This window comes from Bradyrhizobium sp. USDA 4452, assembly GCF_054063575.1.
Genome location: NZ_JBSSGK010000001.1, coordinates 6,802,594 through 6,814,907 on the forward strand (window position 1 = coordinate 6,802,594; position 12,314 = coordinate 6,814,907).

The window sequence follows — 12,314 nt, forward strand, 5'->3', positions numbered from 1 at the left end:
CTTCGGACGCAGTCCGAGGCGCGGAGCCTGATGAGCCCATGGCCGACGCGACCACTGCTTCGCCTTCGATGATGACCGGCGCCTCGGAGACCGAGCGGCTCCAGCCCAAGCGGGTGGTCGCCTTCATCATCATGGTGTTCGGCATGTTCATGTCGATCCTGGACATCCAGATCGTCTCGGCCTCCCTCACCGAGATCCAGGCCGGCCTGTCGGCATCGTCGACCGAAGTGTCGTGGGTGCAGACCGCCTATCTGATCGCCGAGGTGATCGCGATCCCGCTGTCCGGTTTCCTGTCGCGCGCGCTCGGCACCCGGCTGTTGTTTGCGATCTCGGCGTTCGGCTTTACGGTGTCGAGCCTGTTGTGCGGCTTCGCCTCGTCGATCGAGCAGATGATCCTGTGGCGCGCGCTGCAGGGCTTCCTCGGCGCCGGCATGATCCCGACGGTGTTCGCCTCCGCCTACACCATCTTCCCGCGCACCAAGTTCCACATCGTGGCGCCGATCATCGGCCTCGTCGCGACGCTGGCGCCGACCGTGGGGCCGACGGTCGGCGGCTACATCACCGATCTGATGTCGTGGCACTGGCTGTTCTTCATCAACATCGTGCCCGGCGTGATCATCACGACCGGCGTGCTGATCCTGGTCGATTTCGACCAGCCGAACTTTGCGCTGCTCGAGCGCTTCGACTGGTTTGGCCTGATCTTCATGGGCGGCTTCCTCGGCTCGCTGGAATATGTGCTCGAGGAAGGTCCGCAATATGAATGGCTGCAGGACACGTCGGTGGCGATCTGCGCCGCGGTCTGCTTCGTCTCGGCGATCGCCTTCTTCTGGCGGGTGCTGACCGCCGAGGAGCCGATCGTCGATCTCTACGCCTTCAACAACCGCAATTTCGCCGTCGGCTGCGTGCTGCAGTTCTGCATCGGCATCGGGCTCTACGGCCTGACCTACGTCTATCCGCGCTATCTCGCCGAGATCCGCGGCTATAGCGCGCTGATGATCGGCGAGACCATGTTCGTCTCCGGCGTCACCATGTTCTTCATGGCACCGGTCGTCGGCCGGCTGATGCAGAAGGTCGACCTGCGCTACATCATCGCCTTCGGCCTCGTCACCTTCGCGCTCGGCTCCTGGCAGATGACCTGGATCACCCGCGACTATGATTTCTACGAACTGTTGCTGCCGCAGATCCTGCGCGGCATCGGCATGATGTGCGCGATGGTGCCGACCAACAACATCGCGCTCGCGACCCTGCCGCAGGACCGCGTCAAGAACGCCTCCGGCCTGTTCAACCTGATGCGCAATCTCGGCGGCGCGGTCGGGCTCGCCGTGATCAACGAGGTGCTCAACGACCGCACCGACCTGCACATCTCGCGGCTGCAGGACCGCGTGACCTGGGGCAATGCCACCGCGGTCGAGACCCTCAACACCTTCACCCAGCGCATGCAGGGCATGGGCGATGCGGCGCTGATGGCGATGAAGCAGCTGTCGCAGATCGTGCACCGGCAGGCCGCGGTGATGGGCTATGGCGACGCCTTCTTCATGCTGTCGCTGTTCTACGTTGCGCTCAGTCTCCTGGTGCTGTTCGTCAACAAGCCGCCGTCGATGACCGCAGCAGGCGGCGGCGACGCACATTGACGCGATGCTGCGCCCGGTCGCGTGAATAGCGTTGCGCGATCGACAGGTTGACGCACTCACGCGGATGTCATCTTGCCAATCGCGCGTGATGCATTTATAAGCAGCGCATCGTTTCACGAACCGGGGAGATGCACATGATGTCGTTTGTTTCGCAGACCGTGCGCCCGCGTTCGATGGTGCTGGGCGCGCTCGCGCACTAGGTCCCAGCGCTGATCGGGGCTCTGCCCCGATCATCCAAACTTCCCAACACGTTATCGACAATTTCAAGCGACGTTCGTGGTCGGATTCCGTCCGCGCGTCGCTCCAGATGGAGCCGGCCGGCGCGACAGGCGCGTGGCCGGAATGTGCCATGACCTCTCTGACGTCAAAGCGGCCGGCCGCGATCCGGATCGTCTTGCCATTCGTGTTCCGGCATTGGCTGGAGCAACCATACCGCGCCACCGCGGTGACAACGGGATTCCTCGGCGCGACCGCGGCCGACCTGTTCATGCCGGTATTCTCCGGCCATCTGGTCGACGCGCTGACCGCGGGCGCGGCGGACGCGGCCGCGCGCCATGCGGCGATGCTGGCATTCGGCGCCATCGTCGGCCTCGGCGCGCTGTCGCTGCTGCTGCGGCTGGTCGGTATCCAGACCATCGTGCCGTTCACGTTGAAGACGATGTCCGACGTCGGGCAGCAGGCCTTCATGCGCGTGCAGCGCTTCTCGACCGATTGGCACGCCAACTCGTTCGCGGGCTCTACCGTGCGCAAGATCACGCGTGGCATGTGGGCGCTCGACCTGCTGAACGACACCATCCTGATGGCGCTGTTGCCCTCGGTCGTGGTGCTGGTCGGCTCGATGATCCTGCTCGGCGTGCATTGGCCATCGCTCGGCGCAGTGATCGCGGTCGGCTCGGTGATCTATGTCGCGATGACCATGGTGTTCCAGGTGCGCTACGTCGCGCCGGCCGCGCGCGTCTCTAATGCGTGGGACACCAAGGTCGGCGGCACGCTGGCCGATGCCTTGACCTGCAACGCGGTGGTGAAGTCGTTCGGTGCGGAAGCGCGCGAAGACATGCGGCTGGACGGCGTCATCAGCCGCTGGCGCCGGCGGGTGCGGCGGACCTGGTTCCGCTACAACCACACCTCGACGGCGCAGCTGCTGGTCCTGCTGTGCTTCCGCGCTTCGGTGATCGGCGGCGCGATCCTGCTGTGGGCAGCCGGCCGCGCCACGCCGGGCGACGTCACCTATGTGCTGACCAGCTACTACATCATCCACGCCTACTTGCGCGACGTGGGCATGCACATCAACAACCTGCAGCGCTCAGTCAACGACATGGAGGAACTGGTGCAGATCCATGGCGAGCCGCTCGGCATTGTCGATGCGGTCGATGCGGAGCCGATCGACATCCAGGGCGGCCGCATCGTGTTCGACGACGTCACGTTCCACTATGGCGGCCATCGCCGGCCGCTCTATGACGGACTGTCGGTCGACATCGATGCCGGCGAACGCGTCGGCCTGGTCGGGCGCTCCGGCTCCGGCAAGACGACCTTCGTCAAACTGGTGCAGCGGCTCTACGATGTCTCCGGTGGCAGGATCCTGATCGACGGTCAGGACATCGCCAGGGCGACGCAGCAATCGCTGCGCAGCCAGATCGCGATCGTGCAGCAGGAGCCGATCCTGTTTCACCGCACGCTGGCGGAGAACATTGCCTATGGCCGGCCGGGCGCCAGCATGGAGGCGATCGAGCAGGCGGCGCGGCTTGCCAACGCGCACGACTTCATCATGCGGCTGCCGAAGGATTACGGCACGCTGGTGGGCGAGCGCGGCGTCAAGCTGTCGGGCGGCGAGCGGCAGCGCGTGGCGCTGGCGCGCGCGTTCCTGGCGGACGCGCCGATCCTGATCCTGGACGAGGCGACCTCGAGCCTCGATTCGGAATCCGAGGCGCTGATCCAGCAGGCGATGGAGCGGCTGATGAAGGGCCGCACCTCGATCGTGATCGCTCACCGGCTGTCGACCGTGCGCAGCATGGATCGCATCCTGGTGTTCGATCGCGGCGAGATCGTCGAGCAGGGCACGCATGAGGTGCTTGCTGCGCGGCAGGGCGGTATCTACCGCGGCCTGTTCGAGCGGCAGGCCACCGAGTTCGGCCAGGCGGCGGCGGAGTAATGCAATGGCGCGTGGCTGATGGGTGTGGTCCCGTCAGCCACGCGCCGACGCATTGTCTATCGCGGCGCCAGCCCGTTCCACACCAGCGCGACGCCGGACAGGAACAGCAGCACCAGCACGACGTCGGAGAAATTCCGGTCGCTAAGCGCGTGATAAAGGCGCGAGCCGAGCCAGGCGCCGAGCAGCGTTCCCGGAAACGCACAGGCCGTCAGCCAGATCAATTCCGTTGTCACCAGGCCGCTTGCGATCTGGACCAGAAGCGCGGCCGCCAGGATCGTGAAGTTGAAGATCTGAAACACGCCGCGGCGCTGCTGCTTGCCCCAGCCGCGCACGCTCGCCCACAGGATCGGCAGCGGCCCGGACAGTCCGGCGAGGCCGCCGAGGATGCCGCCGGCAAATCCGATCGCGCCGTCGGCCCATTTGCCGCCGAAGCCGATCGACATCGGCTTGCGCTGCAGGAACAGCAGGGTCGGGAACACCAAAAGGAAGACGCCGATCGTCAGCTTGAAGACCGCGGGGTCGGCGCGGGCGATCAGCAGGATGCCGATCGGCACGCCGGCGAGGCCTGCGATGACGAACGGCCAGACCAGGCGGAAGTCGATGGTCTTCCAGATCGACGGCAGCGTCGACACCTGTGCGATCACCGAGCACACAAGCACCAGCGGCACCGCAAGCGTCGGCGGCAGCACATAGAGCCAGATGCCGAGCGCCATCAGCGCGGTGCCGAAGCCGGCGAGGCCGGAGACGAAACCGCCAGCAAGCGCGCCGAAGAACAGGACCGCGTAGCTTGCCGGGTTCATCCTCGTCTCGTTGTTTTGTACATTGCCGCGACGTTTACACGACGCAGGCGGCGGGTACACTTCGAAATCACGGCTCATCAACGACAATCGGAATGGAAGCTTCCCCATGACTGCGAACTCGTCGAAAACCTTTCTGGTCTGTCACGGCGCCTGGTCAGCCGGATGGGCGTGGAAGAAGATGCATCCCCTGATGCAGGCCGCCGGGCACCGGCTCGTCACGCCCAGCTACACCGGGCTCGGCGAGCGCGCGCACCTTGCGCACCAAGGGCTCGACCTGGAGGCGCATATCCAGGACGTGCTCAGCGTCATTTCATATGAAGATTTGCACGACATCGTGCTGATCGGCCATTCCTATGGCGGCATGGTCGCGACCGGCGTCGCCGACCGGATGCGCGAGCGCATCGCGCAGATGATCTATATCGACGCCTTCGTGCCGCGCGACGGCCAGTCGCTGTTCGACCTCAACGAGCCGGCCATCGAGACCATGCGCGAGCTCGCAAGCGACGGCGACGGCTGGCGCATCCCGCCGATGCCGACGCCGCCGGATACGTCTGCCGCAGATGTCGAATGGCTGACCGCGCGCCGCGTCGACATGCCGATCAAATGCTTCGAGCAGAAGCTGAAGCTGCAACACGGCGAGACGAACTTGCCGCGCAGCTATATCTACGCCACCCGCGCCACCCAGGCCGATACGTTCGGCCAGTTCGCAAAGCGCATCAAGAACGAAGCCGGCTGGCGCTATTTCGAGATCGACGCCAGCCACTCGCCGAACGTCACCGCGCCGGAGACGTTGATGGCGCTGCTCATGGAGATCGTTTCCTGACGAGCCGTTATTTCGGGACGGTGCGAATCGTCCCGGAATCGATCGGGCGCGCTTGTTGGCCCGGGGTCATGCGCCGCGCGCGTCGCGCACGGCCTGAGCGACTTTCGTAGCCTGCGATATTCGTCCGATTTTTGCACCTGCAATGATCTTTCTTCGGAGCTCGCTTGGCTTCGGCGCCATGCCTTCGCCTGCGGTCGCTCCGGCCGAGGGACGGGTGGTGAACTTCGCGGCCCGGTGCAGCGCGAGGGCCTTTCGAGCTGCTTCGACATGTGCCGTCCGGGCTGCCAAATTGTGCTGACGCCTGAGCTCGGTGTTCACCCGCTTCAGTGCCGCTGCGAACACCTGCTTTCGCTCTGACGCATGCTTGGCGGTTCCCGGAAAGCTCGTCCCGCGAGCCTCGGCCTTTCCGCGGCTCTCTCGTTGCTTCTGCCGGCCGACGGTCCGCTCCTTGTCGCGCATCTTGCGCAAGCGGGGTCGCATGGCCTCGAGCTCAGCCAACACGACGTCATAGATGGCGGGATGATGGGTCAGGCGGATTGCTTCATATTCTTCGTGGCTGAGGATGCTGCGCTCGAACTTGCAGGCGACTGACATGACCACTCCTCCTCTTGTTTTTTCAATTTAGCAGAGGGAGACGTTCAGCTCCTCGTGATCATAGCGCGAATGTCACCGAATGCCAATCGATCAGCTACGGCGCTAACGATCCGGATTCGTACTCGTGCACGGAAATCCAGGTTTCGCGGACGAGATTCACGAGCCCCGCGGTGAAAAATGCGAGGGCAATGACAAACAGTACAGCGACACCGTATTCGTGCCGCAGCTGATAGTATGCGCTGACGAACGCCACGATCACGAGCAGGCACGTCAAGATTGCGCTTGTCGTGGAGAACAGGATCGCACGGTTCAGCAATTCGGCACGGCGCCTCAGTTGCGGCATGTCCCTCTTGAGCCTTGCCCTGGCGTGATCGCCATCCGGGACAGCTTCGGCGGCCTGTATCCGGTCGGTCACCCGATTCATGCGGGAGATCAGCAGGGAAACGAACCCGGCAACCGCCCCTAGGAGGAACGACGGTGCGGTGACCTGCACGATCACTTGCGACAGCTGTTCGACGGACGGCGTATCGGGAACCAGCATCACACCTGCCTCTCTGCACAGATGCGGGACTAACGAAGATGTCGCTAGAACTTCGGCTCTGAGTGAAACAGAACTGAAGTTCTGGCTTTTTGTTTTGACGCGTTTTCTTCACGCGAGCCGGAATCCACTTCGCTCGAAAGCGCTCTAGCTGCTTGTCACCTTGCGGACGGGTGGCGGCTTCCAGCTGCCGTCGATGATCGATGGCGACTTCTCGTTCGGCCAGTACATGCGCAGCATCAGGATGAACTTGCCCGCAGGCGCGGGCAGCCAGTTGCTCTCCTTGTCGGGGCCTGGGCTGTCCTTCTGGATATAGAGTTCGACCGAGCCGTCCGGGTTGGACTTGAGGTTCTGGCGGGCGCTGATCGACTGCCGATTGATCGGATTGGCGACGAAGAAATAGTTCTCGTCATACATCGTGAGCGACCAGAAGCCTGCGACCGGAGGAAGCTGCCCCTTCGGAAAGCGCATGACGTACTTGTTGCTGCCAAGGTAGTCCTTGTCGTCGGCATCCTTCTGCGATGTGGGATAGCATGCATCCTGAATTCGGTTTGCGCCGAGGCCGATTGCCGTGACAAGGGCGCGGTTGAGATAATTGGTGCCGTAGGTGCCGGCTTCGCCGTCGAAAGCCCAACCGTTCACGTTCCGGATTGCGTTGTTGACCTTGAACTGCAACATGATCCGGTCGAACGCCACCTGCGGGACCCGCTTGGCAAATGCGGCATCGAATTTGCTCGTATCAAAGTCCTTGCCGGGAACGAGACCGATCTTCGCAAACTTCGCAACCTCAGCCGCGTCGGCGGGCGCCGGCGGATTGCGCTTCATCAGTTGCGCGAGAAGCGTGAAGTACGCAGCTGCGTCCATCCGATTGACCTGGTCCCGAACCGCCGTCTTCATGTCGATCGACGCATCGACCTTGCCTGACGCAGGTGCATACGACTTGCCGTAGGCGCCAAGCGGCACGAGCCTGAACTCGTCCTGGGCGGCGTGCACGGCTGCATAGTCTTCCGCCGTGCCGGTGCAGTAAATGCGGCCCAGGATCCAGACGATGCTTGTGGGAGACTTGTATTCCTTGACCCCTGCTGGGAGTGTCCCCTTCCAGCCCGGTCCGGTGATCGCGTAGGTCTGCGCCTTGGTGCCGGTGGTGCGTTTGCCCGGCACCTGGAAGACATTGGTCCAGCCATCCAACATCGGGAACAGGAAGTAGCGCTCCTTCATGTCCGGTATGCTCAGGACCCAGGGCTCATCCCCGACGTCGATCCAGGCCGTGGTGTAGAGGGTGTCGGCATTGGGCGCGGTTACATCCTTGAAGCTCGCATCCGGGTACTTGCGGAGCTTGACGAATTGCCCCATCGGCCCGCGTGTGCCTTCCAGCTTGGCGACGTTTGTCATGACCCTGCGGGTCATCTCCATCGTCACCAGCGGATATCCGTAGATATAGGCGTCCTGGGCGAGCCAGAAATCCTCACCGCCCTCCAGTGCCCGGACAACCGGGCCATCAAAATCGGCGCGTGCAGCGTGTGAAATCGCGAGTGGCGAAACCCCGGCGCACAGCAGCGCAAGTGCCTGACGACGCGTGATCGACATGGTAGGCCTCCTGGTCTGATCCGGAGGGTCAGCGAAACGAGTTCCAGGCACCTTGATCTGCATCAATGTCGGTCGCGCGCACGTCGTCGTTGCATCTGGAGCCCGACGTCGTGCTGCATGTGCAATCACGCTTGCGCCGCACCAACTCGGCGAGAACCCTTGCCCAGGCAATCGCCTCTATGGTTCTGCTTCGTCGTCCTTGAGATGAATTCCCTCGGCGTTGAGAGCCTTAAAGAGAGCCGTGATGTCCTCGGACTCCATGTTGTTGGGGCACAAGCCGTTGAGTTGTTCGGTGGTGATCGTGCCGCTGCTCCTGGCGATGTCTCGTGCCTTCGCCATGATCTTCTGAAGGTCCATCTGCGATCCTCCGCGAGGCAGACATCCTAGCAAATGGAATGCATGCGTGGCGGCCAAAATGGCGAGGGGCCCGGCGTGTCGCGCCGAGCCCCTCATGGTCCAAATATCAGCCGGCCTGTAAGCCGGGTTCTGTAGGGCACCATTCTCGCGAATGGTACGCGACGGCCATTCCTCTGGGACAAGGTTTGCACCTTGCCTCGAGCAACCTACCCGGACAGCGGGCCTGACATCGCCCTGCGGTGTTATCGCGCGTGCGCGAACTAACCGCGTTGCCGTCCCTATTCGGTTTTGCTCCCGGTGTGGTTTGCCATGCCGTCTCCGTTGCCGGAAACGCGGTGCGCTCTTACCGCACCTTTTCACCCTTACTCGTCCCTCCCTTTCGGAAAGGGGGAGCGGTTCGTTCTCTGTGGCACTTTCCCTGGGGTCGCCCCCGCCGGACGTTATCCGGCACCGCATGTCGATGGAGCCCGGACTTTCCTCCCCCGCGGCCTTTCGGCACCGGCGGGAGCGGCCGTCCGGCCGACTGACCCCCACGGCATGGGCGTTTCCGCCCGATCCGTCAAGCGGATAACCGCCGCCAAAGCCGCCAGAATAATTTATCCTGAAGATGTCGTTTGACCTGTCGCCCGTTCGACTGGGTGTCGGCGATCCAGCCGATCAAGAGGAGAGACGAGATGCAATATTTGCTGCTGATCTACCGGAGCGACGAGCAATACGCCCACATGACCGCCGACGAGCGCAAGGCAGTGACGGCGGAGTACGGCGCTTACACCCAGTCCATCATCCAGAGCGGGCACTTCAAGGCGGGTGACGGGCTGCAACCCGTGTCGACCGCAACCACCGTGCGGGTCCGCGACGGCAAGACGCTGACGACCGACGGGCCGTTCGCGGAGACCCGCGAACAGCTCGGCGGCTATTATCTGGTCGAGGCCAAGGATCTCGACACCGCGCTCGGCCTTGCGGCGCGGATTCCCGGCGCCAAGACCGGCTCGATCGAGGTCAGGCCGGTGATGATCTACGACAAACCGTGATGACGGCATTATCGCATCATGAATGCAGCGGCCGCGTGCTCTGGCGCGGCCGTTGAGCACCGATCGATGGCCATGACCCCGAGCCAGATCGAGAAAATCTTCCGTGACGAAGCGGGCCGGGCGCTCGCAACGCTGATCCGCCTCGTCGGCGATTTCGATCTGGCGGAGGATGCGCTTCAGGATGCCTTCGCGGTCGCGCTGCAGCGCTGGCCGATCGGTGAATTCCCCGCCAATCCGCGCGCCTGGCTGGTCAATGTCGGCCGCAACAAGGCGATCGACCGCGTCCGCCGCGCGGTTTCGTTTCGCGGCAAGCAGCAGGAGCTGACGCATCAATTGCTGCTGGACGCGGAGCCGTCGCCGGAACCGGCCGAGGCGACGCTCGACGATGACATGCTGCGGCTGATCTTCACCTGCTGCCATCCGTCGTTTGCCGCCGAGGTCCAGGTTGCGCTGACCCTGCGCACGGTGTGCGGGCTGACGACCGCGCAGGTCGCGCGCGCGTTCCTGGTGAGCGAGGACGCGATGGCGCAGCGGCTGTTGCGCGCCAAGCAGAAGATCAAACTCGCCGGCATTCCCTATGAGGTGCCGGAGCGCGAGGCGCTGGAGCCGCGCCTCACCGGCGTGCTCGCGGTGATCTATCTCGTCTTCACCGAGGGCTATGCTGCGACCGCGGGCGAGGATCTGATGCGGCCCGATCTTGCCCGCGAGGCGATCCGGCTGGCGCGGCTGCTCGATGGCTTGATTCCGGCACGCGGCGAGATCAAGGGCCTGTTGGCGCTGATGCTGCTGCACGACGCGCGCCGAGCTGGCCGCCAGACCGCAGGCGGCGACATCGTGCTGCTCGAGGAGCAGGACCGTTCGCTGTGGGATTTCCGGCAGATCGCCGAGGGCGTGAGGCTGGTCGAGGAGGCGCTGCAGATGCCGGGCCGGCCGCAATCCTACGCGGTGCAGGCCGCGATCGCCGCGCTGCACGCCCGGGCGCCGAGCTATGAGGATACCGACTGGCCGCAGATCGCCGGTCTCTATGAGGTGCTGCTCCGCATCAGCCCGTCGCCGGTGATCGAGCTCAACCACGCCGCCGCGGTATCGATGGTCGACGGCCCGGCGCGCGCGCTCGATCTGATCGACGCGCTGGACGCGCGCGGCAGCCTGAAGGGATACGACCAGCTGCCCGCGGTGCGCGCCGACCTGCTGCGCCGCCTCGGCCGCAAGGAGGAAGCGCGGCAGGCCTATCTTGCCGCCACCGCGGCGACGCAACTCGAGCCGCTGCGGCGGCTTTACGCGCGAAGGACCGCCGAGATGGGTGACGTCACCCGATCTCGTGCGTGACTTGCGAAGGCACTGCTTTGATATCAATGATCGTCAGCGTGCCGCGCGGCGTCGGATCTGTTCAGTATCCTGTCTTGGCCTTGGCGCCGGCCGATTGCCCGGTCGTCGTTCCACTCGACATGCCGGTCGTGGTGCCGGGCGCCATCATCTTCTTCTGCGCATGATGGACCTTGTGGGTCTTGTGATGGGTCGACATGGACTTGTCCTGGGTCGACATCGCACCTGCGGCGACTGGAGCTGCGATGAGGCCGATGGCTGCAGCTCCGGTGATGAGTGCTTTGAACATGGACGAATCTCCACTCAGACCGCCCCAATGAAGAAGACGCCGGATGGCGAAAAGTTCCGTCTTGCGCGTGCGGATTTGGCTCGCAATGGCGGTGGAGAGACGGAGCCTTACTTCGCCTTCGCCGCGACCTGCGCCGCAGCATCCGGTGGCAGCGTCTCGAGCAGCGCGTGTAGCGTCGCCATGGTGGAGCGGTCGGCGATCCCGTCGACGCGCTCGGGGCGGAAGTGACGCTGGAAGGCGGTGACGACCTCCATGGTCGGGCCGTCGAACTTGCCGTTGGTCGGGATGTTGTAGCCGTAGCGTCGGAACGCGGCCTGCATGTTGGAGACGGCATCGCTGATCGCACCGAGCTGCAGCGCGTCGCCGCGCACGATCGGCGCCGGCTGCACCCAATGCCCGACGCCGGAATTGGCCAGCGAGTGCCAGGGAAATTTCTCGCCGGGATCCTTCTTGCGCCCCGGAGCCACGTCGGAATGGCCGAGCACGCGATGCGAGACCACCTTGCGCCGAAGCATGATGCCGCGGCACAGTGCGATGACGGCCGCGATCTGGCGCAGCGGGAAGTCGGGATAGCCCCAATCGTGGCCACGATTGACGATCTCGACGCCGATCGAGCAGGAATTGATATCGTCCTCGCCGGCCCAGGCGGAGACGCCGGCGTGCCAGGCGCGCTTGCTCTCCGGCACGCATTGCACGATGCGGCCGTCCTCGAGCACGATGTAATGCGCCGAGACCTCGGTGCCGGCGGTGCAGAGCTGGGCGATCGCGCCCTCGACGTCGGGCATGCCGGTGTAGTGCAGCACGATCATGTCGGGCTGCCGGTTGTTGGCGCGGTCGCCGAAATTCACCGACGGGATCACGTCCGAGGCGATCGAGGAATCCGGGGTGAACGTCTGCACGTCGGCCACGCCCTTCGGAACAGGAAGGACGCGCTGACGCTTCGGATCAGCGTTGCCGGACGAGGACGAACCAGAAGCCATACGAATCACTCAAACCCGAACCAGGAGAACGCATTTTGACATATGGATAAACAAATAGGCGTTTACTATTCCTTTACCGTGAGGGCCGCGCAGTCAGCCTGTGAGTTCCAGGGTTCTGCGCGCCGCACAACGATGTCCGGAGCAGGCGCCGAGGCTATCATTCGAATCCGCCTCAAAGGCGAGCGATTCCGCTAACCGATCATCAACGT

12 protein-coding genes and 1 other RNA gene are annotated in these 12,314 nt (G+C 64.0%); 5 read left to right on the top strand and 8 right to left on the bottom strand.

Translation table 11 applies throughout. The features are described from left to right. Positions 1-38: 38 nt before the first annotated feature. Together ACVISU_RS31815 and ACVISU_RS31820 are read left to right on the top strand one after the other, a co-directional pair. Complete coding sequence (locus ACVISU_RS31815; protein WP_456709566.1) at positions 39-1,631, top strand: DHA2 family efflux MFS transporter permease subunit; 1,593 nt, start codon at positions 39-41, stop codon at positions 1,629-1,631. A 349-nt stretch (positions 1,632-1,980) separates the two neighbouring features. Further along, on the top strand, positions 1,981-3,780 hold the full coding sequence (locus ACVISU_RS31820) for an ABC transporter ATP-binding protein (protein WP_456709567.1): 1,800 nt from the start codon (positions 1,981-1,983) through the stop codon (positions 3,778-3,780). Positions 3,781-3,836: 56 nt separating this feature from the next. On the opposite strand, the gene ACVISU_RS31825 is transcribed toward ACVISU_RS31820, so the two are convergent. Beyond that, entirely contained in the window at positions 3,837-4,580 is a 744-nt protein-coding gene (locus ACVISU_RS31825; protein ID WP_050403224.1) for a sulfite exporter TauE/SafE family protein, read from the bottom strand. 106 nt (positions 4,581-4,686) lie between these two features. Between ACVISU_RS31825 and ACVISU_RS31830 the strand changes: the two genes are divergently transcribed. Then, a complete protein-coding gene (locus tag ACVISU_RS31830) occupies positions 4,687-5,403 on the top strand; it encodes an alpha/beta fold hydrolase (RefSeq protein ID WP_050403225.1) in 717 nt (238 codons plus the stop codon). Positions 5,404-5,469: 66 nt separating this feature from the next. Here the strand turns inward: ACVISU_RS31830 and ACVISU_RS31835 are convergent, their stop codons facing one another. The 5 genes from ACVISU_RS31835 to rnpB form a co-directional block, all read right to left on the bottom strand. After that, positions 5,470-5,997 carry a hypothetical protein gene (locus tag ACVISU_RS31835; protein ID WP_456709568.1) on the bottom strand — a complete coding sequence of 176 codons (528 nt, stop codon included), beginning with the start codon at positions 5,995-5,997 and terminating at the stop codon, positions 5,470-5,472. A 94-nt stretch (positions 5,998-6,091) separates the two neighbouring features. Then, the gene (locus ACVISU_RS31840; RefSeq protein WP_083992080.1) at positions 6,092-6,538 is read right to left on the bottom strand and encodes a DUF2721 domain-containing protein; all 447 of its coding nucleotides are present in this window, start codon (positions 6,536-6,538) and stop codon (positions 6,092-6,094) included. A gap of 144 nt (positions 6,539-6,682) precedes the next feature. Then, positions 6,683-8,122, bottom strand: a complete 1,440-nt coding sequence (locus tag ACVISU_RS31845; RefSeq protein ID WP_456709569.1) for a DUF1254 domain-containing protein — start codon at positions 8,120-8,122, stop codon at positions 6,683-6,685. Positions 8,123-8,299: 177 nt separating this feature from the next. Then, a complete protein-coding gene (locus tag ACVISU_RS31850; RefSeq protein ID WP_050403228.1) occupies positions 8,300-8,479 on the bottom strand; it encodes a hypothetical protein in 180 nt (59 codons plus the stop codon). 102 nt (positions 8,480-8,581) lie between these two features. Beyond that, positions 8,582-9,006, bottom strand: an RNA gene (rnpB, locus tag ACVISU_RS31855) — RNase P RNA component class A. A 147-nt stretch (positions 9,007-9,153) separates the two neighbouring features. On the opposite strand from rnpB, the gene ACVISU_RS31860 reads away from it, so the two are divergent. After that, on the top strand, positions 9,154-9,510 hold the full coding sequence (locus ACVISU_RS31860) for a YciI family protein (RefSeq protein ID WP_050403254.1): 357 nt from the start codon (positions 9,154-9,156) through the stop codon (positions 9,508-9,510). Between the two features lie 72 nt (positions 9,511-9,582). Further along, positions 9,583-10,839 carry an RNA polymerase sigma factor gene (locus ACVISU_RS31865; RefSeq protein WP_456710946.1) on the top strand — a complete coding sequence of 419 codons (1,257 nt, stop codon included), beginning with the start codon at positions 9,583-9,585 and terminating at the stop codon, positions 10,837-10,839. Between the two features lie 61 nt (positions 10,840-10,900). Here the strand turns inward: ACVISU_RS31865 and ACVISU_RS31870 are convergent, their stop codons facing one another. Then, positions 10,901-11,125, bottom strand: a complete 225-nt coding sequence (locus ACVISU_RS31870) for a hypothetical protein (protein ID WP_050403230.1) — start codon at positions 11,123-11,125, stop codon at positions 10,901-10,903. Between the two features lie 107 nt (positions 11,126-11,232). Further along, complete coding sequence (locus ACVISU_RS31875) at positions 11,233-12,105, bottom strand: N-acetylmuramoyl-L-alanine amidase (RefSeq protein WP_456709570.1); 873 nt, start codon at positions 12,103-12,105, stop codon at positions 11,233-11,235. Positions 12,106-12,314: the final 209 nt, after the last annotated feature.

Excerpts from the sequence above, each read along its gene's own strand:
- ACVISU_RS31835 (WP_456709568.1), bottom strand. The coding sequence starts at position 5,997 with ATGTCAGTCGCCTGCAAGTTCGAGCGCAGCATCCTCAGCCACGAAGAA.
- ACVISU_RS31850 (WP_050403228.1), bottom strand. The coding sequence starts at position 8,479 with ATGGACCTTCAGAAGATCATGGCGAAGGCACGAGACATCGCCAGGAGC.
- ACVISU_RS31860 (WP_050403254.1), top strand. The coding sequence starts at position 9,154 with ATGCAATATTTGCTGCTGATCTACCGGAGCGACGAGCAATACGCCCAC.
- ACVISU_RS31865 (WP_456710946.1), top strand. The coding sequence starts at position 9,583 with ATGACCCCGAGCCAGATCGAGAAAATCTTCCGTGACGAAGCGGGCCGG.
- ACVISU_RS31875 (WP_456709570.1), bottom strand. The coding sequence starts at position 12,105 with ATGGCTTCTGGTTCGTCCTCGTCCGGCAACGCTGATCCGAAGCGTCAG.
- ACVISU_RS31840 (WP_083992080.1), bottom strand. The coding sequence starts at position 6,538 with ATGCTGGTTCCCGATACGCCGTCCGTCGAACAGCTGTCGCAAGTGATC.
- ACVISU_RS31830 (WP_050403225.1), top strand. The coding sequence starts at position 4,687 with ATGACTGCGAACTCGTCGAAAACCTTTCTGGTCTGTCACGGCGCCTGG.
- ACVISU_RS31825 (WP_050403224.1), bottom strand. The coding sequence starts at position 4,580 with ATGAACCCGGCAAGCTACGCGGTCCTGTTCTTCGGCGCGCTTGCTGGC.
- ACVISU_RS31845 (WP_456709569.1), bottom strand. The coding sequence starts at position 8,122 with ATGTCGATCACGCGTCGTCAGGCACTTGCGCTGCTGTGCGCCGGGGTT.
- ACVISU_RS31815 (WP_456709566.1), top strand. The coding sequence starts at position 39 with ATGGCCGACGCGACCACTGCTTCGCCTTCGATGATGACCGGCGCCTCG.
- ACVISU_RS31870 (WP_050403230.1), bottom strand. The coding sequence starts at position 11,125 with ATGTTCAAAGCACTCATCACCGGAGCTGCAGCCATCGGCCTCATCGCA.
- ACVISU_RS31820 (WP_456709567.1), top strand. The coding sequence starts at position 1,981 with ATGACCTCTCTGACGTCAAAGCGGCCGGCCGCGATCCGGATCGTCTTG.